This window comes from Frateuria hangzhouensis, assembly GCF_026410505.1.
GTDB lineage: Bacteria > Pseudomonadota > Gammaproteobacteria > Xanthomonadales > Rhodanobacteraceae > Frateuria_A > Frateuria_A hangzhouensis.
In genome coordinates this window covers 167,205-188,878 of the sequence record NZ_JAPMIU010000006.1, presented here as the reverse complement: position 1 = coordinate 188,878, position 21,674 = coordinate 167,205, and the positions used below count along the sequence as shown (strand labels likewise).

Here is a 21,674-nt window from a genome sequence, read left to right as displayed (position 1 = left end):
CGCCGCGTAGAATCCGAACCCCGCTTGCCACCGTCCGACCTGATGGCATTACCCCTCGCCACCGCGCCCGAAGCCCAGCTCGACGCGCTGTTCCTGCCTTTCACCATCGGCGAACTGAAGCTGCCCGAAGACGCCCGCGTGCTTTTCCTGCGCGCCCGTGGCGGCTCGCGGCTGCGCGCGCTCGCCGGTTCGGACGTGCTCTGCCAGCAAAGTTTCCGGCCGTTCGCGGACCAACTGCAGCGCGATGGCGCCGCGCTCGGCGAGCCGTCGGACGACGATCGCTTCGGTGCGGTGCTGGTGTTGCCACCACGCCAACGTGACGAGGCGCGCGCACTGTTCGCGCGCGCGGCGCGGCATGCGCAGCCCGGCGCTGTCGTGCTCGCGGCCGCGGCCAATGCGGAGGGCGCCAAGTCGACCGAAGCGGATTTCGTGCGCCTGTTCGGTGCCGTGCACAGCCTTTCCAAGCACAAGTGCCGCGTGTTCTGGACGGCCGTCGGCGAATCGCTGGACGCGGCGCTGTTGGCGGAGTGGGCTGCGCTCGACGCGCCGCGGCGCATCGCCGGCGGTTACCTGAGCCGCCCGGGGCTGTTTGCCTGGGACCGCATCGATGCCGCCTCCGCCATGCTCGCGTCACATCTGCCGCCGGACCTGCACGGACGCGTCGCCGACCTGGGCGCCGGCTACGGCTACCTCGCCGCGCAAGTGGTCGCGCATTGTCCCGACGTCACGGCGCTCGACCTGTACGAGGCCGAGGCGCGCGCGATCGAGCCGGCGCGGACCAACCTGGCCGAGGCCGTCACCGCGAGCGGACGCAAACTGGCGGTGGAGGTGCACTGGCACGACGTCACCGCCGGCCTGCCGCGACGCTACGAGGCGATCGTGAGCAACCCGCCTTTCCACCAGGGCCGCGCGGACCTGCCCGCGCTGGGCCGCGCCTTCATCGAGGCGGCCGCCGATGCCTTGCAGCCAGGTGGCCGGCTGTGGCTGGTCGCCAACCGGCACCTGCCTTATGAATCCACGCTCGCGTCGCGCTTTGCGCGGGTACGCACGGTGGCGATGCAGGAAGGATTCAAGGTGATCGAGGCGGTGCGCGCATGAAGCTCGTGCGCCTGATCGCCAACCTCGGCTACGGCAGCCGCCGGGACGTCATGCAGCTGTTCCGCGAGGGGCGGGTCACGGACGCGGCGGGCGACGTGCTCTATACCGACGACAGGACCGTGCACGGCGACGTCCGCATCGACGGCGAGCCGCTTGATCCGCCTGCCGGCCTGGTGCTGCTGATGCACAAGCCCACTGGCTACACCTGCTCGCGCAAGGACGCCGGCCGCCTGGTCTACGATCTGCTGCCGCCGCGCTGGCGCCGGCGCGATCCGGCGTTGTCCACGGTCGGCCGGCTCGATCGCGATACCTCCGGCATGTTGCTGCTGACCGACGACGGCGCGCTGCTGCACCGGATCATTTCGCCCAGGGCGAACGTCGCCAAGGTGTACGAAGCCGCGCTCGCCCGCGACCTGCGCGGCGACGAAGGCGCGCTGTTCGCCAGCGGCACGCTGATGCTGGAATCGGAAACCACGCCGCTGGCGCCGGCGCAGTTGACCGTGCTCGCGCCGCGACGGGCGCGGCTGACCGTCACCGAAGGGCGCTATCACCAGGTGCGCCGGATGTTCGCCGCCAGCGGCAACCACGTCGAAGCGCTCGAGCGCGTGGCGATCGGGCGGCTGACGCTGGAGGGGTTGGCGCCGGGCCAGTGGCGGGCGCTCGACGCGGACGCCATCGCCCGCGCCTTCGAACCGCCGGCACCGGACGCCGGCGTGCCCGGCTAGACCAGTCGCACCGGCGTGGGCAACCGCTCGCCGTACCACTTGCGCCGCTCGTCGCGGCAACCCGGGCTGCCCATCGCGTACTTGCGGCAGATCGCCGGACGCTGCGTGTAGATGGTGCAGCGCGACGTGTTCGGATCGACCGCGGCACACCAGCCGTCTTCGCCCTTGGCGAGCGTCGCCAGGCCGTGGTCGTCATGCGCCACCAGCCATTCGGGCACGTGGTCGTCGGGCATCAGCACCACGGTCAGCCGGCAGCAGACGGCATCGCAGGCGGTGCATTGCACGGAAGGGTCGACGCTCTCGGCGTAGGGATCGTTTTCGATATCGTTGTTCACGCGTCAGTATGGGCCCTCGAGCCGGGTCATGCGCTAAACGTTCGTGTTCGCATCCGGGCAACGTGTGAACGCTCAATGGCGGGTGTGCGTGCGATCATGCGTGCATGCGTTTTGCATTCGACAACGCGTTCGTGCGCGAGCTTCCCGGCGATCCCGAAAGCGGGCCGCGGGTGCGCCAGGTGGAAGGCGCCGGTTGGTCGCACGTCGAACCGACGCCGGTGGCGTCGCCGCGGGTGGTTGCGTGGTCCGCGGAGATGGCCGGCGTGCTCGGCCTGGACGAAGCCGGCATGCGCAGCGAGCGCCTGGCGCAGGTCTTCGGCGGCAACGCTTTGCTGGAGGGCATGCAGCCTTGGGCGAGCAACTATGGCGGGCACCAGTTCGGCGCGTGGGCCGGACAGCTCGGTGACGGTCGCGCGATCTCGCTGGGCGAAGTGCTCGACGCACGCGGCCAGCGCTGGGAACTGCAGCTGAAGGGCGCCGGCCCCACGCCGTATTCGCGCGGAGCGGACGGCCGCGCGGTGCTGCGCTCGTCCATCCGCGAATTTCTCTGCAGCGAAGCGATGCACCACCTCGGCATTCCGACCACGCGTGCGCTGTGCCTGGTCGAGACCGGCGAGGTGGTGGTGCGCGACATGTTCTACGACGGCCACCCACGCGAAGAACCGGGCGCGATCGTCTGCCGCGTGGCGCCCTCGTTCATCCGCTTCGGCCATTTCGAGCTGCCTTACGCGCGCAACGACACGGTACTCTTGCGGCAACTGGCCGACTTCACCATCCGGCGCGACTTCCCGCAGCTGCGCGGGGAGGGCGAGGCGCTCTACGCAGACTGGTTCGGCGAGGTCTGCGAGCGCACCGCGCGGTTGCTGGCGCAGTGGATGCGCGTGGGTTTCGTCCACGGCGTGATGAATACCGACAACATGTCCATCCTCGGCCTCACCATCGACTACGGCCCCTACGGCTGGATCGACGATTACGATCCGGACTGGACGCCCAACACCACCGATGCGACGCGCCGCCGCTACCGCTTTGGCCAGCAGCCGAACGTGGCCTGGTGGAACCTGACCCGGCTGGCCTGCGCGCTCTCGCCCTTGTTCGCGGACGTGGCGCCGCTGCAGGTGGGGCTCGATCGCTACGTGGCCGCGTGGGAGGCCGCCGACCGCGCCAACGTGGCCGCCAAGCTCGGCCTGGCACAAGCCCGCGACGAGGACCTGACCCTGCGTGACGATCTGCACGCGTGGATGCGCGAGGCCTCGGCGGACATGACCCTCACCTGGCGCGCGTTGATCGGCTTTGACCCACAGGCGCCTTCGCCGGCTTTGCTGGAAGGCGCCTGCTACGACCCGGCCAGGCGACTGGCCGCCGAGCCGATGCTGCGCAATTGGCTCGAGCGTTATGCCGCGCGCCTGCGCGAGGACCCCTTGCCGGCCGGGCAGCGGCAGGAACGCATGCGGCTCGCCAACCCGAAATACGTGTTGCGCAACTACCTGGCGCAGGAAGCGATCGATCTTGCCGAGCAGGGCGATTACGCGCGGGTGCACGAATTGCTGGACGTCATGCGCCATCCGTACGACGACCAGCCCGGGCGAGAACGTTTTGCGCAGAAGCGACCGGAATGGGCCCGGCAGCGGGCAGGGTGTTCGATGCTTTCGTGCAGCTCGTAGCGAAGCAAGCTTTCGCGGAACCGGCACGGATGTTTCGCTGGAGCCCGAAACCGATCCGTGGCTGAGCGGCCAGCATGGTGGCTTCCACCCAGATGGATTTTCGTCATGTCCGCCATCCTGATCGCCAGCCTGCTATCCGCCGCGCAGATCGTCACCACCCGCCTGGCCGTGCCGCGGGCGCCCATGCAGCGGATCGCCCTGCATTGCATGGCGCCTGCGCAACCCACCGGTCGCAGCGTGCTGTTCGTCCATGGCGCGAGCTTCCCCACGATGCTTGCCGCCGGCTTCGAGTTCGCGCAAAACGATTCCTGGATGGCGTTCATGGCCAGCCGCGGATACCTGGCCTGCGGCCTGGATTTCCTCGGTTTCGGCGCGTCCAGCCGCCCACCCGCGATGGTCGGCGCCGAAACGGGCGTGCCGGTGACGCGCGCTCCGGAAGCGGCCGCCCAGCTCGCGCTCGCCGTCGCCCATCTGCGCTCCGTCCATGGCATCGAGCAGGTCCACCTGGTGGCCCATTCATGGGGCACCATCTCCGCCGCAGCCTATGCCTCCACGCAACCCCCGGAGCTCGCTTCGCTCACTCTGTTCGGACCGGTCGTGCCGGTCGGTCGCCGGCAGATGGAGCAGGTCGGCACGGCGTGGTGGGGCATCACCGCGCAGGCCCGCTATCGCCAGCTGCGCTACGTCGATGTGTTGCCGCACGGCATGGTTCTGCTGGAGCCGGCGGTGGACGCTGGTTGGTCGGAGCGCTTCGAGGCCTCCGCGCCGCGCGTCGCGGGCGATCCGCCTGGGCAACTGCGCATCCCGTCCGGGCCGGTGGCAGACATCGCCGACGCCAGGGCAGGCCGCTATCCGTATCTGGCCAGCCGCGTCGGCGTGCCGGTGTTCTTGGTCTATGGCGACCACGACACCGTGGTCGACGATGCTTCGGCTGCGCCGTTCCTCGCCGGGTTCACCGGCAGCCCACTGCGTTGGCGGTTGCGCATCGATCACGGCACGCACGTGATGCATCTGGAGAGCGCGCGCCGTTCGCTCTACCAGAGCGTGGATGCGTTCATCAGTGCGGCGGAGGCGCTCCGATGATCGCGGTGATCTTCGAAGCGGTAGTGGGCGATGGTCAGGCCGAGCGCTACCTCACCCTGGCCGCGGGCCTGCGGCCGGAGCTCGAACACATCGACGGTTTCATCTCCATCGAGCGCTTCCGCAGCCTGGGCAACCCGGACAAGCTGTTGTCGCTCTCGTTCTGGCGTGACGAAGAGGCAGTTGCGCGCTGGCGCCAGCACGGACCGCACCGTGCCGTGCAGCGCCAAGGCCGGGCCGACGTCTTCGCAGATTACCGGTTGCGCGTGGCGGCGGTGCTGCGCGATTACGGCATGGACGACCGCGCGCAGGCGCCAGCCGACAGCGATCGGTGCTGCCCGGCAAGGTAGTGGGCATCCGGCGTTGGCGCAGTCGGTGCTAACGCAGCGTGCCGTCGACGAACTGGCGAAGTTGGGCGGCGTTCAAAGCGCCGGACTGTCGGGCGATCTCGCGACCCTCCCTGAGCAGGGCCAGCGTGGGGATGCTGCGGATGCCGAAGCGCTGCGCCAGTTGCGGCTGTGCCTCGGTGTCCACCTTGGCCAGGCGCAGGCGTGGCTCGAAATGGCGGGCCGCCTCCGCGAACACGGGCGCGAAACCGAGGCACGGGCCGCACCAGGGAGCCCAGAAGTCGACCAGCACCGGCAAGTCGCCGCGGCCGGCGACCGCATTGAAGTTGCTTGCGGTCAATTCGACCGGCCGACCCTCGAACAATGCCTGCTTGCATCGCCCACACACCGGATGCTCGGCCAGGCGCTCGGGCGGAATGCGGTTGAGCGCACTGCAATGCGGGCAGGGAACGGTCAGCGGTGCGGTCATGGCGGGTGCTTCCGGAAGGCCTCCGCACCATATGGCGATGGCGTGTGCGCGGCGCAAGCGACCGCAACCATCCGGTCCGTTTCCACGCCAGGCCGAGGCGCCCGGGGTGCGCGCGGCGTTGCCGATGTTCGCCGGCCACGGCAAATCGAGCCATCCGGCGACGCGACGACGAATTAAGCCGTCGCAAACTGTTGACACATCGTGGGGCGCTCGCGAAAATAGGCGTTCTTTGTTGGAGGGATACCCAAGCGGCCAACGGGGGCAGACTGTAAATCTGCTGGCTTACGCCTTCGGTGGTTCGAATCCACCTCCCTCCACCATCAGACGAGTTCCGCGCAAGGCCCGCTTTCGAGCGGGAGTTTCAGGCGGGAGTAGTTCAATGGTAGAACCTCAGCCTTCCAAGCTGATGGTGCGGGTTCGATTCCCGTCTCCCGCTCCATTGACCTCGTCGCAGGTTTCAGAGTCCGGCCGGATGCCGGTCTACTCGTCGCTGTCATGGAAGATGGCTGAAAGTACTTCGCTCATGTAGCTCAGTCGGTAGAGCACTTCCTTGGTAAGGAAGAGGTCACAGGTTCGATTCCTGTCATGAGCACCATCTCACGCGGCTGCCGCCGGTCGCTCCGACCTACGGCAGGTTTTCTTTTTTTCATTGACTCCATCGGGGTTTAACGCGCATGGCAAAGGGTAAATTCGAACGCACCAAGCCGCACGTGAACGTCGGCACGATCGGCCACGTGGACCACGGCAAGACGACGCTGACGGCGGCGCTGACCAAGGTGGGCGCCGAGCGCTTCGGTGGCGAGTTCAAGGACTACAGCGCGATCGATGCGGCGCCGGAAGAGAAGGCACGCGGCATCACGATCTCGACCGCGCACGTGGAATACGAATCGCCGACGCGCCACTACGCGCACGTCGACTGCCCCGGCCACGCCGACTACGTCAAGAACATGATCACCGGTGCGGCGCAGATGGACGGCGCGATCCTGGTGTGCTCGGCCGCCGACGGCCCGATGCCGCAGACGCGCGAGCACATCCTGCTGTCGCGCCAGGTGGGCGTGCCCTACATCGTCGTGTTCCTGAACAAGGCCGACATGGTCGACGACGCCGAGCTGCTCGAGCTGGTCGAGATGGAAGTGCGCGAGCTGCTGTCGAAGTACGATTTCCCGGGCGACGACACTCCGATCGTGAAGGGTTCGGCGCTGAAGGCGCTGGAAGGCGACCAGAGCGAAATCGGCGTGCCGGCGATCATCCAGCTGGTCGATGCGCTGGACAGCTACATTCCCGAGCCGGTGCGTGCGATCGACAAGCCGTTCCTGATGCCGGTCGAGGACGTGTTCTCGATCTCCGGCCGCGGCACGGTGGTGACCGGTCGTATCGAGCGCGGCATCATCAAGGTCGGCGACGAAGTGGAAGTGGTGGGCATCCGTGACACCCAGAAGACCACCGTCACCGGCGTGGAGATGTTCCGCAAGCTGCTCGACCAGGGCCAGGCGGGCGACAATGCCGGCCTGCTGCTGCGCGGCCTGAAGCGTGACGACGTCGAGCGTGGCCAGGTGCTGGCCAAGCCGGGCACGATCACCCCGCACACCGACTTCGAGGCCGAGGTCTATGTGCTGAGCAAGGACGAGGGTGGCCGTCATACGCCGTTCTTCAAGGGCTACCGTCCGCAGTTCTACTTCCGCACCACCGACGTCACCGGTGCCTGTCAGCTGCCGGAAGGCGTGGAAATGGTGATGCCGGGCGACAACGTGAAGATGGTGGTCAGCCTGATCCACCCGATCGCGATGGACGAGGGCCTGCGTTTTGCCATTCGCGAAGGCGGCCGCACCGTCGGCGCCGGCGTGGTGGCCAAGGTCATCAAGTAAGCTGTTCTTGTGGAAAATACGGGAGCCGCGAATCGGAAGAGCGCATGCTGCGCTGACCGGTTCCGGCTCCCGCTTCCGCTTCCGATTCACCATACGCCAGTAGCTCAATTGGCAGAGCAGCGGTCTCCAAAACCGCAGGTTGGGGGTTCGAGTCCCTCCTGGCGTGCCACCTTCGAGGATCGATGACGGGTACGGGTGACGTCGATGGCCGACTGGCCATGACGGCAACCCTTCTCCCGCTCACTGCGCGATGAATACCAAGGCAGAACAGCCCCGCGGCACGAGTGGCGCGGATATCGGCAAGCTGGTGCTGGCAGTGCTGGTGCTGGCGGCGGGCATCTTTGCCTACTCCTGGTTCAACAACACCGTGCCCGGGTCGGTGCGCCTGGCCGGCGTGTTGGTGGCCCTGGTGGCGGCGGCGGCGATTGCGGCGTTCACCGGGCCGGGCCGTCGTGCGCGCAACTTCATCGCCGAGTCCCAGTTCGAGATGCGCAAGGTCGTCTGGCCGACGCGCGACGAAACCCTCAAGACGACCCTCGTGATCATTGCGGTCGTGATCGTCCTTTCGTTGCTGTTGGGCCTGATCGACCTCATCCTCAAGTCGGTCGTGCTCGACTGGCTGCTCAAACTCGGTTCGTAAGGAGTAGCCCATGAGCAAGCGTTGGTATGTAGTGCACGCCTATTCGGGCTTCGAGAACCAGGTCCGCAAGTCGTTGACCGAGCGAATCCAGCGCGAGGGCATGGAGGAAAAGTTCGGCGAGGTGCTGGTGCCGACCGAGGAAGTGATCGAGATGCGCGGCGGCCAGAAGCGCCGCAGCGAGCGCAAGTTCTTCCCCGGTTACGTGCTGGTGCAGATCGAGACCGATACCGAGGGCAAGTCGCCGCGTATCGACGACGAATGCTGGCACCTGGTCAAGGAAACGCCCAAGGTCATGGGCTTCATCGGCGGTACCGCCGACCGTCCGCTGCCGATCCGCGACAGCGAGGCTGACGCCATCCTGAGCCGCGTGCGCGAGGGTGTGGAGAAGCCCAAGCCCAAGGTGCTGTTCGAGCCGGGCGAGATGGTCCGCGTCACCGAGGGCCCGTTCAACGACTTCAACGGCGTGGTCGAGGAAGTCAACTACGAGAAGAGCCGCCTGCGCGTGGCGGTGCTGATCTTCGGTCGTTCCACACCGGTCGAGCTGGAATTCGGGCAAGTCGAAAAGGCTTGAGCCTTGCCCGCTTGCCTCTCCGAAGGGAGGGGCAAGGCATGGGGCGTGAGATAGGGCTTCGGGGATCGCTACCTCTTCTATTCGCGGAGCCAGCCACTGTAGGAGCGCCCTTGGGCGCGACCGCGGTGACTGGAGCGGTCGCGGCGGCTTGAGAGCGCGCGGTCGCGCCCAAGGCGCTCCTACAAGGAGGCCGAGGTTGTCACTAGGGCCGCCCTCGCGAAGCGCCTCGCTGGCCCGCCACTTGCTTAAAACTTGATCACTCCTTAAACTACGCGGTTCCACGCCGAAGTCTTTCGACTCGGCGTGTTCGCGTTTTCGAAAGGGCTGCACGGAAAGCGGCCTCTCCACCGCATGGAGGCAAGTCAAGCGAGGAGCCGCAAGGCGCTTGCACTCGCAAGGAAATTTCCCATGGCAAAGAAAGTCGTCGGTTACATCAAGCTGCAGGTCAAGGCCGGTCAGGCCAACCCCTCGCCGCCGGTGGGTCCTGCCCTCGGTCAGCGCGGCCTGAATATCATGGAGTTCTGCAAGGCGTTCAATGCCGCCACGCAGAAGATGGAGCCGGGTCTGCCGATCCCGACCATCATCACGGCCTACTCGGACCGCAGCTTCACCTTCATTACCAAGACCCCGCCCGCCACCGTGCTGATCAAGAAGGTCACCGGCGTCGCCAAGGGTTCGTCCAAGCCGAACACCGACAAGGTCGGCAAGATCACCCGCGCGCAGCTCGAAGACGTTGCGAAGCAGAAGGAGCCGGATCTGACGGCTGCGGATCTGGACGCTGCGGTGCGCACCATTGCCGGTAGCGCGCGCAGCATGGGCCTGGTGGTGGAGGGTTAAGACATGGCAAAGATCACCAAGCGTATGAAGGCCGCCCAGGCCGCTGTGCAGCCGGGCAAGGTCTACGGGCTGGAAGACGCCCTGAACATCGTCAAGAACAACGCCAAGGCCAAGTTCGTCGAGTCCGTCGACGTGGCCGTGCGCCTCGGCATCGACGCGAAGAAGTCGGACCAGGGCGTGCGTGGCTCCTCGCTGCTGCCGCACGGCACGGGCAAGACCATCAAGGTCGCCGTGTTCTGCCCGCCAGGCGAGAAAGCCGAGGCCGCCAAGGCTGCAGGTGCCGACGCCGTCGGCATGGACGACCTGGCCGAACGCATGCAGGGCGGCGATCTCGACTTCGGTCGCGTGATCGCCACGCCGGACGCCATGCGCGTGGTCGGCAAGCTCGGCCAGTTGCTCGGTCCGCGCGGCCTGATGCCGAACCCGAAGGATGGCTCGGTCACCGCCGACGTCGCCACGGCCGTCAAGAACGCCAAGGCCGGCCAGGTGAAGTTCCGCAACGACAAGGCCGGCATCATCCACGCCACCATCGGCAAGGCCAGCTTCGAGGCCGCGCAGCTCGCTGACAACCTCAACGCGCTGATCGCCGATCTGCTCAAGGCCAAGCCGGCCGCGGCCAAGGGCCAGTTCCTGCAGAAGGTCGCCCTGTCCAGCACGATGGGCGTGGGCGTGCCGGTCGATACCTCGTCGCTGAACACCGCCGCGAAGTAAGGAAAAGTTGAAGTCCCTCGTGCCTGGCAAGGGCGCGAAGGCAAGTTTTTGGGGGCAGCCCCGGCGTGTCGCGCCGGGGTCGCCGTCAAAGACCGCAGGCGCGCTCGACGCGCGACGACGACGGGCAGGGAGCTCGTTACTGGCAGGGAATCGCCGTCGCCGCTTCACGTCGAACGCTTAATCGGCCGCAAGGCCCGCCTGCGCAGATGGTGTCGCCCTTCTCTGGAATGCATGTTCTGGAAAGGCCACCACCCGGGATGCGTCGCATCCCCGACGTCATGGATGGCGTCGCTCAGGACCGCAGGCGGCAGGAGCCGTGAGCGGAGTTCATGTGGAGGAGTGCAATGGCTCTCAATCTGTCCCAGAAGCAAGAAGTAGTCGCCGAGCTGGCAGACGTCGCCGCCAAGGCCCACTCCTTGGTCGCCGCCGAGTACGCGGGCACCACGGTCGAGCAGATGACCGCGATGCGCAAGAAGGCCCGCGAGTCGGGCGTGTTCCTGAAGGTTGTCAAGAACACGCTGGTGTCGCGCGCCGTGGCCGGTACCGAGTTCGAGGTCGTCAAGGACGTCCTGACCGGTCCGCTGCTGTACGCGTTCTCGACCGAGGAACCCGGTGCCGCCGGTCGTCTGATCAAGGAATTTTCCAAGACCAACGACAAGCTCAAGCCGCGTCTCGTGGCGGTGGAAGGCAAGCTGCTGCCCGCCGAGCACGTCGACGTGCTGGCCGCGCTGCCGACCCGCGAACAGGCGCTGGCCATGCTGGCCCGCGTGCTGGCCGAGCCGGCCACGATGTTCGCCCGCGTCGTCAAGGCCGTGGCCGATCAGCAGGGTGGTGGCGAAGTCGCCGCCGAAGCCCCGGCCGAAGCCGAGCCCGCCTAAGTTTCGACTTTCCAAAACGCATTCATTTTCAGAGGTAAAAGCAAATGTCCCTGACCAACGAACAGATCGTTGAAGCCGTCGCCGCCAAGTCGCTGATGGAAGTGATGGACCTGGTGAAGGCCATCGAAGAAAAGTTCGGCGTCACCGCCGCCGCCCCGGTCATGATGGCCGCCGGCCCGGCCGCCGCTGGCCCGGCTGCCGAAGAGCAGACCGAGTTCGACGTGATCCTGAAGTCCGCCGGCGACAAGAAGGTCGACGTGATCAAGGCGGTCCGCGCCATCACCGGCCTGGGCCTGAAGGAAGCGAAGGACCTGACCGAGGCCGGTGGCGTCGTGAAGGAAGCCGCTTCGAAGGACGACGCTGCCAAGTTCAAGAAGGATCTGGAAGCTGCCGGCGCCACGGTCGAACTGAAGTAATTGGCGCCTTGCGCGCCGTCAGTTTGGCTTAGCGTCAAGCGAGCCTGGGGGCGAAAGCCCCCGGGCTTTGCCCGTTTTCAACGGGAATGGGGAATGGAGAATCGGGATTCGCAAAAGCCAGGGTCGGCGCTTTTGACGATTCCCGATTCTCGATTCCCGAATCCCGTCCTTTCAACATCAGCCGGTGTGTGCACCACCGGCGCCACTGCGAACCGAGGCGTCACCCCATGACCTACTCGTTTACCGAGAAGAAGCGCATCCGCAAGGATTTCGGCAAGCGCCCGCCCGTGCTGGGCGTGCCCAACCTGCTGACCATCCAGACCGATTCCTACCGTGAGTTCCTGCAGGAGCACATCGCGCCCAAGCAGCGCGAGGAGAAGGGGTTGCACGCCGCGCTGAAGTCGGTGTTCCCGATTTCCAGCTATTCGGGCAATGCCGCCCTCGAGTACGTGAACTACCGCCTGGGCGAGCCGGCGTTCGACGAGCGCGAGTGCCGCAACCGCGGCATGACCTACGGTGCGCCGCTGCGCACCACCGTGCGCCTGGTGATCTACGACAAGGACAGCCCGGCCTCCAAGAAGGCGGTCAAGTACGTCAAGGAGCAGGAGGTCTACATGGGCGAGATTCCGCTCATGACCGACACCGGCACTTTCATCATCAACGGCACCGAGCGCGTCATCGTCTCGCAGCTGCATCGCTCGCCCGGCGTGTTCTTCGACCACGACCGCGGCAAGACGCACAGCTCGGGCAAGCTGCTGTTCTCCGCCCGCGTGATCCCCTACCGCGGCTCGTGGCTGGACTTCGAGTTCGACCCGAAGGACGCGCTGTTCACCCGCATCGACCGTCGCCGCAAGCTGCCGGTGACCGTGCTGCTGCGCGCGCTCGGCTACAACAACCAGGAGATGCTGGGCATCTTCTTCGAGCACAACGTGTTCCACCTCGGCAAGAAGGGTGGCACCACGCTGGAGCTTGTCGCCGAGCGTCTGCGTGGCGAGACCCTGACCTTCGATCTGACGATCGGCGACAAGGTGCTGGTGGAAGCCGGCAAGCGCATCACCGCGCGCCACGTGCGTCAGCTGGCGGCCGAGAACATCACCGCGCTGGAAGTGCCGGACGACTATCTCGTCGGTCGCATCGTGGCGATCGACATCGTCGACTCCAACACCGGCGAGCTGCTGGCTGCGGCCAACGACGAGATCACGCCCGAACAGCTGGAAGCCTTCCGCAAGGCCGGTATCGAGACGGTGCCGACGCTGTACGTCAACGACCTGGATCGTGGTGCGTACATCTCGCACACCCTGCGCATCGACAACACCAAGACGCAGCTCGAGGCGCTGGTGGAGATCTACCGCATGATGCGTCCGGGCGAGCCGCCGACCAAGGACGCTGCGCAGAACCTGTTCTTCAACCTGTTCTTCACCTTCGACCGCTACGACCTGTCGGCGGTCGGCCGCATGAAGTTCAACCGCCGCGTGGGGCGCCAGGAAATCCTCGGCCCGGGCGTGCTGTATGACCACAAGTACTTCGCCGAGCGCAAGGAAGAGGCCGCCCAGACGCTGGTCAAGCAGCTTGGCGAGAGCTCCGACGTGCTCGACGTACTCAAGGTGCTGATCGACATCAAGAATGGCCATGGCACGGTCGACGACATCGATCACCTGGGCAACCGTCGCGTGCGTTCGGTCGGCGAGATGGCGGAGAACACCTTCCGCATCGGCCTGGTGCGCGTGGAGCGCGCTGTGCGCGAGCGCCTGTCGCTGGCCGAGTCCGAGGGCCTGACCCCGCAGGAACTGATCAACGCCAAGCCGGTCGCGGCGGCGGTCAAGGAGTTCTTCGGCTCCTCGCAGCTGTCCCAGTTCATGGACCAGAACAATCCGCTGTCGGAAGTGACGCACAAGCGTCGCGTCTCCGCGCTCGGGCCAGGCGGCCTGACCCGCGAGCGCGCCGGCTTCGAAGTGCGCGACGTGCACCCGACCCATTACGGCCGCGTCTGCACCATCGAAACGCCGGAAGGCCCGAACATCGGCCTGATCAACTCGCTGGCCGTATACGCCCGCACCAACTCCTACGGCTTCCTGGAGACGCCGTATCGCAAGGTCGCCAACGGCAAGGTCACCGACACCGTCGACTACCTGTCGGCGATCGAGGAAGGCGACCATGTCATCGCCCAGGCGAACTCGCCGCTGGACAAGAACGGCGGCTTCATCGAGGACTTCGTGTCCTGCCGTTTCCGCGGCGAATCCGAGCTGCGTCCGGCCTCCGAAGTCGACTACATGGACGTCTCGCCGATGCAGACCGTGTCGGTCGCCGCGGCGCTGGTTCCGTTCCTGGAGCATGACGACGCCAACCGCGCGCTGATGGGCGCGAACATGCAGCGCCAGGCCGTGCCGACGCTGCGCTCGCAGACCCCGTTGGTCGGTACCGGTATCGAACGCGCCGTGGCGCGCGACTCGGGCGTCATCGTCAGTGCCAAGCGCGGCGGCGTGATCGACCAGGTCGACGCCGCGCGCATCGTGGTGCGCGTGAACGAGGAAGAGGTCGGCGACAACGATGCCGGCGTCGACATCTACACGCTGACCAAGTACACCCGCTCCAACCAGAACACCAACCTCAACCAGCGCCCGCTGGTGAACGTCGGTGACATCGTGGCCATGGGCGACACGCTGGCGGATGGCTCGTCCACCGACCTGGGCGAGCTCGCGCTCGGCCAGAACATGCTGATCGCCTTCATGCCGTGGAACGGCTACAACTTCGAGGACTCGATCCTGCTTTCCGAGCGGGTCGTGCAGGAAGACCGCTACACCTCGATCCACATCGAGGAGCTGTCCTGCATCGCGCGCGACACCAAGCTGGGCGCCGAGGAAATCACCGCCGACATCCCGAACGTGGGCGAACAGGCGCTGGCGCGCCTGGACGAGAGCGGCATCGTGTACATCGGCGCCGAGGTCAAGGCCGGTGACATCATGGTCGGCAAGGTGACTCCGAAGGGCGAAAGCCAGCTGACCCCGGAAGAGAAGCTCCTGCGCGCGATCTTCGGCGAGAAGGCGTCCGACGTTAAGGACAGCTCGCTGCGCGTGCCGCCGGGCATGGACGGCACCGTCATCGACGTGCAGGTGTTCACCCGCGACGGCATCGAGAAGGACAAGCGCGCCAAGCAGATCGAGGAAATGGAGATCAAGCGGATCCGCAAGGACTTCGACGATCAGTTCCGCATCCTCGAGGGCGCGATCTACAACCGCATGCGCGCGCAGCTGGTCGGCCAGAGCGCGATGAGCGGCCCGGGCGGCCTCAAGCGCGGCACCGAGATCACCGATGCCTACCTCGACGGCCTGAAGAAGGACGACTGGTTCAAGATCAACGTCAAGGACGAGAGCGTCACGGAGTTCCTCGAGCGCGCGGCCGACCAGGTCAAGCGCCACAAGGAGGAGTTCGACCGTCGCTTCAAGGAGAAGCAGGCCAAGATCACCCAGGGCGACGATCTTGCCCCGGGCGTGCTCAAGATGGTCAAGGTGTTCCTGGCCGTGAAGCGCCGCATCCAGCCGGGCGACAAGATGGCCGGTCGCCACGGCAACAAGGGCGTGGTCTCCAACGTGGTGCCGGTCGAGGACATGCCGTTCATGGCCACGGGCGAGCCGGTCGACATCGTGCTCAATCCGCTGGGCGTGCCTTCGCGCATGAACATCGGCCAGGTGCTGGAGATGCACCTGGGCTGGGCCGCCAAGGGCCTGGGCCGCAAGTTCCAGCGCATGCTCGAGGCGCAGGAGAAGGTGGGCAAGATCCGTGAGTTCCTCGATCAGGTCTACAACACCCACGCCGCCGGCGCGGTGCAGCACGTCGACCTGAAGTCGCTGACCGACCAGGAAATCCTGACCCTGGCGACCAACCTGCAGGAAGGCGTGCCGATGGCCACGCCGGTGTTCGACGGCGCCGAGGAAACCGAGATCAAGGCGATGCTGAAGCTGGCGGATCTGCCCGAGTCGGGCCAGACCACGCTGTTCGACGGCCGCACCGGCGAGGCGTTCGATCGCCCGGTGACCGTGGGCTACATGCATTACCTGAAGCTCAACCACCTGGTCGACGACAAGATGCACGCGCGTTCCACCGGCCCATACTCGCTGGTCACTCAGCAGCCGCTGGGCGGCAAGGCGCAGTTCGGCGGCCAGCGCTTCGGCGAAATGGAAGTCTGGGCGCTGGAAGCCTACGGCGCGGCCTACACCCTGCAGGAAATGCTGACGGTGAAGTCCGACGACGTGCAGGGCCGCAACCAGATGTACAAGAACATCGTCGACGGCAACCACGAGATGGCGGCCGGCATGCCGGAGTCCTTCAACGTGCTGGTGAAGGAAATCCGCTCGCTGGGCATCGACATCGACCTGGAAGAGGTGAAGTGACGGTCGCGTCCCGGCGCCTGGCGCCGGGACGCTGACTGAGCCTCAGCTCGCATCGCGAACCTCTACCGAAGAATTTGCTCCGACCGGAGACACCCATGAAAGACCTGCTCAACCTTTTCAACCAGCAGCGCACCACGCCCGACTTCGACGCGATCAAGATCGCGCTGGCGTCGCCCGAGCTGATCCGCTCGTGGTCGTACGGCGAGGTGAAGAAGCCCGAGACGATCAACTACCGCACCTTCAAGCCCGAGCGTGACGGCCTGTTCTGCGCCGCCATCTTCGGCCCGGTGAAGGACTACGAGTGCCTGTGCGGCAAGTACAAGCGCATGAAGCACCGCGGCGTGGTCTGCGAGAAGTGCGGCACCGAAGTGACGCTGGCCAAGGTGCGCCGCGAGCGCATGGGCCACATCGAGCTGGCCAGCCCGACCGCGCACATCTGGTTCCTCAAGTCGCTGCCTTCGCGTATCGGCCTGATGCTGGACATGACCCTGCGCGACATCGAGCGCATCCTGTACTTCGAGGCCTTCGTGGTCATCGATCCGGGCCTGACCGCGCTCGAGCGCGGCCAGCTGCTCAGCGAAGAGCAGTACCTGGAAGCGACCGAGGAGCACGGTGACGAGTTCGACGCCCGCATGGGCGCCGAGGCGGTCTATGAGCTGCTGAAGTCGATCGACCTGCCGGGCGAAGTCATCCGCCTGAAGGAAGAGATCGCCTCGACCAACTCCGAGACCAAGCTCAAGCGGCTGACCAAGCGCGTCAAGCTGATCGAAGCCTTCCTCGAATCCGGCAACAAGCCGGAGTGGATGGTGCTGACCGTTCTTCCCGTGCTGCCGCCGGACCTGCGTCCGCTGGTGCCGCTGGACGGCGGCCGCTTTGCGACCTCCGACCTGAACGACCTGTACCGCCGCGTCATCAACCGCAACAACCGCCTCAAGCGCCTGCTCGAGCTCAATGCGCCGGACATCATCGTGCGCAACGAGAAGCGCATGCTGCAGGAATCGGTCGATGCGCTGCTTGACAACGGCCGCCGCGGTCGTGCCATCACCGGCACCAACAAGCGCGCGCTGAAGTCGCTGGCCGACATGATCAAGGGCAAGCAGGGCCGGTTCCGCCAGAACCTGCTCGGCAAGCGCGTGGACTACTCCGGTCGTTCCGTGATCGTGGTCGGTCCGACCCTGCGCCTGCACCAGTGCGGCCTGCCCAAGAAGATGGCGCTGGAGCTGTTCAAGCCGTTCATCTTCGCCAAGCTGCAGGTCCGCGGCGAAGCCACCACCATCAAGGCGGCCAAGAAGCTGGTCGAGCGCGAAGAGCCGATGGTGTGGGACATCCTCGAAGAGGTGATCCGCGAGCATCCGGTGCTGCTCAACCGCGCCCCGACCCTGCATCGCCTCGGTATCCAGGCGTTCGAGCCGAAGTTGATCGAAGGCAAGGCGATCCAGCTTCACCCGCTGGTCTGTACCGCCTTCAACGCCGACTTCGACGGCGACCAGATGGCCGTGCACGTGCCGCTCTCGATCGAGGCGCAGCTGGAAGCGCGCGCCCTGATGATGGCGACCAACAACATCCTGTCGCCGGCCAACGGCGAGCCGATCATCGTGCCGACCCAGGACGTGGTGCTGGGCCTGTACTACATGACCCGCGAACTGGTGAACGCCAGGGGCACCGGCATGGTGTTCTCCGGCATCGCCGAGGTGCGTCGCGCCTATGACAACCGTGCGGTCGAGTTGCACGCCAAGGTCAAGGTGCGCCTGAAGCAGGTCACCATCGCCGACGACGGCGAGCGCACCAGCAATCTGGCGCTGGTCGACACCACCGTGGGCCGCGCGCTGCTGGCCGAGATCATGCCCGAAGGCCTGCCCTTCGAGCTGGCCAACACCGAGCTGACCAAGAAGAACATCTCGCGCCTGATCAACGCCTGCTACCGCCGCCTCGGCCTGAAAGAGACCGTGGTGTTCGCGGATCAGCTGATGTACACCGGCTTCCGCTTCGCCACCCGCGCGGGCATCTCGATCGGTATCGATGACATGATCATCCCCGACGAGAAGAAGCCGATCCTGGAAGAGGCCGAGAAGGAAGTGGTCGAGATCCAGGAGCAGTACCAGTCGGGCCTGGTCACCGCCGGCGAGCGCTACAACAAGGTGGTCGACATCTGGTCGCGCACCAACGAGCTGGTCGCCAAGGCGATGATCGACGGTATCGGTACCGAAAAGGTCACCGGCGCCGACGGCAAGACGATCAACCAGAAGTCGATGAACTCGCTGTACATCATGGCCGACTCCGGCGCGCGCGGTAGCGTGGCGCAGATCCGCCAGCTGGCCGGCATGCGTGGCCTGATGGCGCGTCCGGACGGCTCGATCATCGAGACCCCGATCAAGGCCAACTTCCGCGAAGGCCTGAACGTGCTGCAGTACTTCAACTCGACCCACGGTGCCCGTAAGGGTCTGGCCGATACCGCGTTGAAGACCGCCAACTCCGGTTACCTGACCCGTCGCCTGGTCGACGTGGCGCAGGACGTGGTCATCACCATGGACAACTGCGGCACCGAGGATGGCGTGCTGATGCAGCCGATCGTCGAAGGCGGCGATGTGGTCGAGCCGCTGCGCGAGCGCGTGCTCGGTCGCGTGGTGGTCGAGGACGTCTACGGCCCGGGCAACGACGACGATGCGATCGTCACGCGCGACACGCTGCTGGACGAGGCGCTGGTCGAGAAGCTGGACAAGGCCGGCGTGCAGTCGATCAAGGTCCGTTCGCCGATCACCTGCGAAGCCAGCCATGGCGTGTGCGCGCTGTGCTACGGCCGCGACCTGGCCCGTGGCCACCTGGTCAACATGGGCGAGGCCGTGGGCGTGGTTGCCGCGCAGTCGATCGGCGAGCCCGGCACCCAGCTGACCATGCGTACCTTCCACATCGGTGGCGCGGCCTCCCGTGCCGCCGCAGTGGACAACGTCTCGGTCAAGACCACCGGCACGCTGAAGTTCAACAATCTGAAGACCGTTCAGCACGCCCAGGGCCATCTGGTGGCGGTGTCGCGTTCGGGCGAGGTGTCGGTGATCGACGCCAACGGCCGCGAGCGCGAGCGCTACAAGGTGCCTTACGGTGCCACCATCGCGGTCAAGGACGGCGCGGCGGTCAAGGCCGGCCAGACCGTGGCCAACTGGGATCCGCACACCCATCCGATCGTCTCGGAGGTGGCCGGTACCGTGCGCTTCATCGACTTCCTCGATGGCGTTACCGTGCAGAGCCAGACCGACGAGCTGACCGGCCTGGAGTCGGCGGTGGTGACCGATCCGAAGCGTCGCGGTACCGCGGCCAAGGATCTGCGCCCGATCGTGCGTCTGGAAGACGCCAAGGGACGCGAGCTGAAGCTGCCCGGCACTGACGTGCCGGCTCAGTACATGCTGCCGGCCGGTGCGATCGTGTCGATCCAGAACGGCGTGGAAGTGGGCGTGGGCGACGTGGTTGCCCGTATCCCGCAGGAAACCTCCAAGACCCGCGACATCACCGGCGGTCTGCCGCGCGTGGCCGACCTGTTCGAGGCGCGCAAGCCGAAGGAACCGGCGATCCTGGCCGAGCGTTCGGGCGTGATCAGCTTCGGCAAGGACACCAAGGGCAAGCAGCGTCTGATCATCAAGGATGTCGACGGCAACGAGCACGAGGAGCTGATTCCGAAGTGGCGTCAGGTCATCGTGTTCGAAGGCGAGCATGTGGAGAAGGGCGAGACCGTCGTCGACGGCGAGCCCAGCCCGCATGACATCCTGCGCCTGCTTGGCGTGGAGCCGCTGGCCGCGTACCTGGTCAAGGAGATCCAGGACGTCTATCGCCTGCAGGGCGTGAAGATCAACGACAAGCACATCGAAGCGATCATTCGCCAGATGCTGCGCAAGGTCGAGATCACCGACCCGGGCGAAAGCCACTACCTGCGCGGCGAGCAGATCGAGCGCGTGCGTATCAATGGCGAGAACGATCGCGCCATCGCCAAGGGCGAACGCCCCTCCGAGTACCAGTCGATCCTGCTGGGCATCACCAAGGCGTCGCTGGCAACCGAGTCGTTCATCTCCGCCGCTTCCTTCCAGGAGACCACCCGCGTGCTGACCGAGGCGGCCGTCCGCGGCACCCGCGATACCTTGCGGGGCCTGAAGGAAAATGTTATTGTCGGCCGTCTGATTCCGGCAGGTACGGGTCTGGCGTACCACGCACAGCGTCGTCGCCAGGGCGGTCTTACCGCCTCGGAGCTGGAAACCCTTTCCGGCTCCTCCTCTGCGGCAACGTTTGCGGAGGCTTCCGCCGGTAGTGATGAGGGTGCCGAGTAACCTCGAGGGGTTTGCTCGCTGACATACGAAATGAGGTGCACGGATGCACCTCGTGTTCGGGTCACGGAGGACAGGGCGTTACCTTGCCTGGTGCAAGGCGCCATGTTAAATTCCCGCTTCTTGGCAGACCGAGTTTCGGTCTGCCTTTATGTTTCTCAGGAAAAGCTTCGCATGACGACAGTCAACCAGTTGGTGCGCAAGAACCGCAGCCCGAAGACCTACAAGAGCGCTTCGCCGGCCTTGCAGAGCAGCCCGCAGCGCCGCGGCGTTTGCACGCGCGTGTATACGACCACCCCGAAGAAGCCGAACTCGGCGTTGCGCAAGGTTGCCAAGGTGCGCCTGACCAACGGTTACGAGGTCATCAGCTACATCGGCGGCGAAGGCCACAACCTGCAGGAGCACTCGGTCGTGCTGATCCGCGGCGGCCGCGTGAAGGATCTGCCGGGCGTGCGCTACCACACCGTGCGCGGCAGCCTCGACTGTGCCGGCGTGACCAAGCGCCGCCAGTCGCGCTCCAAGTACGGCGCCAAGCGCCCGAAGAAGTAATCCGCTCTCCTCGAGGTCGCAGCCTGGAGGGCTGCTTGCGACGCGGGCAGGGATGTCTGCGGAAAACAAACTTGCGGCCAGGGCGGCCGCTTTTCAGGCGGACAGGCTGTCCGCGAAAAATCACGGACTCCAAACATGTCGCGTAAAGGTTCCCATCCCGCCCGCCTGGTCCTGCCGGATCCCAAGCATGGCAGCCAGCTGATCGCCCGCTTCATCAACATGGTGATGAAGAGCGGCAAGAAGTCGGTCGCCGAAAGCATCGTCTACGGCGCGCTGACCCATCTGGGTGAAAAGAACGCCGAGCCGGTGGCTCTGGTCGAGAAGGCGCTCGGCAACGTCTCGCCGGCCGTCGAGGTGAAGTCCCGTCGTGTCGGCGGCGCCACCTACCAGGTGCCGGTCGAAGTGCGCCCGGGTCGCCGCATGGCGCTGGCGATGCGCTGGGTGATCGACGCCGCGCGCAAGCGTGGCGAAACCTCGATGCCGCGTAAGCTCGCCGCCGAGTTGCTGGAAGCCTCGGAAAACCGTGGTGGCGCGATCAAGAAGCGCGAAGAAACCCACCGCATGGCGGAAGCCAACAAGGCGTTCTCGCACTACCGGTGGTAATCGTTTGCCGTGGTTGCCGCCGTTTGGCGCGCCAACCACGGTTTGCCATTCGTGGCGGGTCTCGATTCAAGTCGTTGTCGTGGCGGTGAAGACAACCGCCTGGCTCGCGGTTCCGGCTCCGGCCGTGGCTCCCGCGACCAAGAAGCAACCCGCCGCCCTTGGCGGACTCCTAATGAAAGCGCGGTCCGGACGGC

At 66.0% G+C, this 21,674-nt stretch carries 18 protein-coding genes and 4 tRNA genes; 20 read left to right on the top strand and 2 right to left on the bottom strand.

What is annotated here, in order from left to right; genetic code table 11:
- Positions 1-42 precede the first annotated feature (42 nt).
- Complete coding sequence (locus OSC30_RS08875) at positions 43-1,098, top strand: class I SAM-dependent methyltransferase (protein WP_267171475.1); 1,056 nt, start codon at positions 43-45, stop codon at positions 1,096-1,098.
- Entirely contained in the window at positions 1,095-1,823 is a 729-nt protein-coding gene (locus OSC30_RS08870; RefSeq protein WP_267171474.1) for a pseudouridine synthase, read from the top strand. The genes OSC30_RS08875 and OSC30_RS08870 overlap by 4 nt, the downstream gene beginning before the upstream one ends.
- On the opposite strand, the gene OSC30_RS08865 is transcribed toward OSC30_RS08870, so the two are convergent.
- Complete coding sequence (locus tag OSC30_RS08865) at positions 1,820-2,158, bottom strand: YkgJ family cysteine cluster protein (RefSeq protein WP_267171473.1); 339 nt, start codon at positions 2,156-2,158, stop codon at positions 1,820-1,822. The two genes, OSC30_RS08870 and OSC30_RS08865, sit on opposite strands and share 4 nt — an antisense overlap.
- 104 nt (positions 2,159-2,262) lie before the next feature.
- On the opposite strand from OSC30_RS08865, the gene OSC30_RS08860 reads away from it, so the two are divergent.
- From OSC30_RS08860 to OSC30_RS08850, 3 genes are all read left to right on the top strand, one after another.
- Positions 2,263-3,819, top strand: coding sequence for a protein adenylyltransferase SelO (locus tag OSC30_RS08860; protein ID WP_267171472.1), 1,557 nt, complete (start codon positions 2,263-2,265; stop codon positions 3,817-3,819).
- Between the two features lie 105 nt (positions 3,820-3,924).
- Positions 3,925-4,902, top strand: a complete 978-nt coding sequence (locus OSC30_RS08855; protein WP_267171471.1) for an alpha/beta fold hydrolase — start codon at positions 3,925-3,927, stop codon at positions 4,900-4,902.
- Positions 4,899-5,249: an antibiotic biosynthesis monooxygenase family protein gene (locus tag OSC30_RS08850; RefSeq protein WP_267171470.1), complete on the top strand. Its 351-nt coding sequence runs from the start codon at positions 4,899-4,901 to the stop codon at positions 5,247-5,249. Before OSC30_RS08855 ends, OSC30_RS08850 begins: the two co-directional genes overlap by 4 nt.
- Before the next feature lie 28 nt (positions 5,250-5,277).
- Here the strand turns inward: OSC30_RS08850 and trxC are convergent, their stop codons facing one another.
- The gene (trxC, locus tag OSC30_RS08845; protein WP_267171469.1) at positions 5,278-5,715 is read right to left on the bottom strand and encodes a thioredoxin TrxC; all 438 of its coding nucleotides are present in this window, start codon (positions 5,713-5,715) and stop codon (positions 5,278-5,280) included.
- 234 nt (positions 5,716-5,949) lie between these two features.
- Here trxC and OSC30_RS08840 point away from each other — a divergent pair.
- The 15 genes from OSC30_RS08840 (at position 5,950) to rpsG (ending at position 21,480) form a co-directional block, all read left to right on the top strand.
- Positions 5,950-6,035 (top strand) — tRNA-Tyr (locus OSC30_RS08840).
- A gap of 45 nt (positions 6,036-6,080) precedes the next feature.
- Positions 6,081-6,154, top strand: a tRNA-Gly gene (locus OSC30_RS08835).
- 80 nt (positions 6,155-6,234) lie between these two features.
- Positions 6,235-6,310, top strand: a tRNA-Thr gene (locus tag OSC30_RS08830).
- 79 nt (positions 6,311-6,389) lie between these two features.
- A complete protein-coding gene (gene tuf / locus OSC30_RS08825) occupies positions 6,390-7,580 on the top strand; it encodes an elongation factor Tu (protein ID WP_267171458.1) in 1,191 nt (396 codons plus the stop codon).
- A 93-nt stretch (positions 7,581-7,673) separates the two neighbouring features.
- Positions 7,674-7,749, top strand: a tRNA-Trp gene (locus OSC30_RS08820).
- Between the two features lie 81 nt (positions 7,750-7,830).
- Positions 7,831-8,220, top strand: coding sequence for a preprotein translocase subunit SecE (gene secE, locus OSC30_RS08815; protein ID WP_267171468.1), 390 nt, complete (start codon positions 7,831-7,833; stop codon positions 8,218-8,220).
- A gap of 10 nt (positions 8,221-8,230) precedes the next feature.
- Positions 8,231-8,791: a transcription termination/antitermination protein NusG gene (gene nusG / locus OSC30_RS08810; RefSeq protein WP_267171467.1), complete on the top strand. Its 561-nt coding sequence runs from the start codon at positions 8,231-8,233 to the stop codon at positions 8,789-8,791.
- Between the two features lie 408 nt (positions 8,792-9,199).
- Positions 9,200-9,628: a 50S ribosomal protein L11 gene (rplK, locus tag OSC30_RS08805; protein ID WP_267171466.1), complete on the top strand. Its 429-nt coding sequence runs from the start codon at positions 9,200-9,202 to the stop codon at positions 9,626-9,628.
- A gap of 3 nt (positions 9,629-9,631) precedes the next feature.
- Positions 9,632-10,339 carry a 50S ribosomal protein L1 gene (gene rplA / locus OSC30_RS08800; protein ID WP_267171465.1) on the top strand — a complete coding sequence of 236 codons (708 nt, stop codon included), beginning with the start codon at positions 9,632-9,634 and terminating at the stop codon, positions 10,337-10,339.
- Positions 10,340-10,683: 344 nt separating this feature from the next.
- Positions 10,684-11,217 (top strand): 50S ribosomal protein L10, encoded by a 534-nt coding sequence (rplJ, locus tag OSC30_RS08795; protein WP_267171464.1) that lies wholly within the window; start codon positions 10,684-10,686, stop codon positions 11,215-11,217.
- Positions 11,218-11,261: 44 nt separating this feature from the next.
- The gene (rplL, locus tag OSC30_RS08790; protein WP_267171463.1) at positions 11,262-11,633 is read left to right on the top strand and encodes a 50S ribosomal protein L7/L12; all 372 of its coding nucleotides are present in this window, start codon (positions 11,262-11,264) and stop codon (positions 11,631-11,633) included.
- A 227-nt stretch (positions 11,634-11,860) separates the two neighbouring features.
- Entirely contained in the window at positions 11,861-16,021 is a 4,161-nt protein-coding gene (rpoB, locus tag OSC30_RS08785; protein ID WP_267171462.1) for a DNA-directed RNA polymerase subunit beta, read from the top strand.
- A 95-nt stretch (positions 16,022-16,116) separates the two neighbouring features.
- Positions 16,117-20,331 (top strand): DNA-directed RNA polymerase subunit beta', encoded by a 4,215-nt coding sequence (gene rpoC, locus OSC30_RS08780; RefSeq protein WP_267171461.1) that lies wholly within the window; start codon positions 16,117-16,119, stop codon positions 20,329-20,331.
- A gap of 171 nt (positions 20,332-20,502) precedes the next feature.
- On the top strand, positions 20,503-20,877 hold the full coding sequence (rpsL, locus tag OSC30_RS08775) for a 30S ribosomal protein S12 (RefSeq protein WP_056001731.1): 375 nt from the start codon (positions 20,503-20,505) through the stop codon (positions 20,875-20,877).
- Positions 20,878-21,012: 135 nt separating this feature from the next.
- A complete protein-coding gene (gene rpsG, locus OSC30_RS08770; protein WP_267171460.1) occupies positions 21,013-21,480 on the top strand; it encodes a 30S ribosomal protein S7 in 468 nt (155 codons plus the stop codon).
- Positions 21,481-21,674: the final 194 nt, after the last annotated feature.

Coding starts and splice junctions, on each gene's coding strand:
- rplK (WP_267171466.1), top strand. CDS start 9,200: ATGGCAAAGAAAGTCGTCGGTTACATCAAGCTGCAGGTCAAGGCCGGT.
- secE (WP_267171468.1), top strand. CDS start 7,831: ATGAATACCAAGGCAGAACAGCCCCGCGGCACGAGTGGCGCGGATATC.
- rplL (WP_267171463.1), top strand. CDS start 11,262: ATGTCCCTGACCAACGAACAGATCGTTGAAGCCGTCGCCGCCAAGTCG.
- OSC30_RS08855 (WP_267171471.1), top strand. CDS start 3,925: ATGTCCGCCATCCTGATCGCCAGCCTGCTATCCGCCGCGCAGATCGTC.
- OSC30_RS08850 (WP_267171470.1), top strand. CDS start 4,899: ATGATCGCGGTGATCTTCGAAGCGGTAGTGGGCGATGGTCAGGCCGAG.
- OSC30_RS08870 (WP_267171474.1), top strand. CDS start 1,095: ATGAAGCTCGTGCGCCTGATCGCCAACCTCGGCTACGGCAGCCGCCGG.
- rpoC (WP_267171461.1), top strand. CDS start 16,117: ATGAAAGACCTGCTCAACCTTTTCAACCAGCAGCGCACCACGCCCGAC.
- rpsG (WP_267171460.1), top strand. CDS start 21,013: ATGTCGCGTAAAGGTTCCCATCCCGCCCGCCTGGTCCTGCCGGATCCC.
- rpsL (WP_056001731.1), top strand. CDS start 20,503: ATGACGACAGTCAACCAGTTGGTGCGCAAGAACCGCAGCCCGAAGACC.
- OSC30_RS08860 (WP_267171472.1), top strand. CDS start 2,263: ATGCGTTTTGCATTCGACAACGCGTTCGTGCGCGAGCTTCCCGGCGAT.
- trxC (WP_267171469.1), bottom strand. CDS start 5,715: ATGACCGCACCGCTGACCGTTCCCTGCCCGCATTGCAGTGCGCTCAAC.
- rpoB (WP_267171462.1), top strand. CDS start 11,861: ATGACCTACTCGTTTACCGAGAAGAAGCGCATCCGCAAGGATTTCGGC.
- nusG (WP_267171467.1), top strand. CDS start 8,231: ATGAGCAAGCGTTGGTATGTAGTGCACGCCTATTCGGGCTTCGAGAAC.
- rplJ (WP_267171464.1), top strand. CDS start 10,684: ATGGCTCTCAATCTGTCCCAGAAGCAAGAAGTAGTCGCCGAGCTGGCA.
- tuf (WP_267171458.1), top strand. CDS start 6,390: ATGGCAAAGGGTAAATTCGAACGCACCAAGCCGCACGTGAACGTCGGC.
- OSC30_RS08875 (WP_267171475.1), top strand. CDS start 43: ATGGCATTACCCCTCGCCACCGCGCCCGAAGCCCAGCTCGACGCGCTG.
- rplA (WP_267171465.1), top strand. CDS start 9,632: ATGGCAAAGATCACCAAGCGTATGAAGGCCGCCCAGGCCGCTGTGCAG.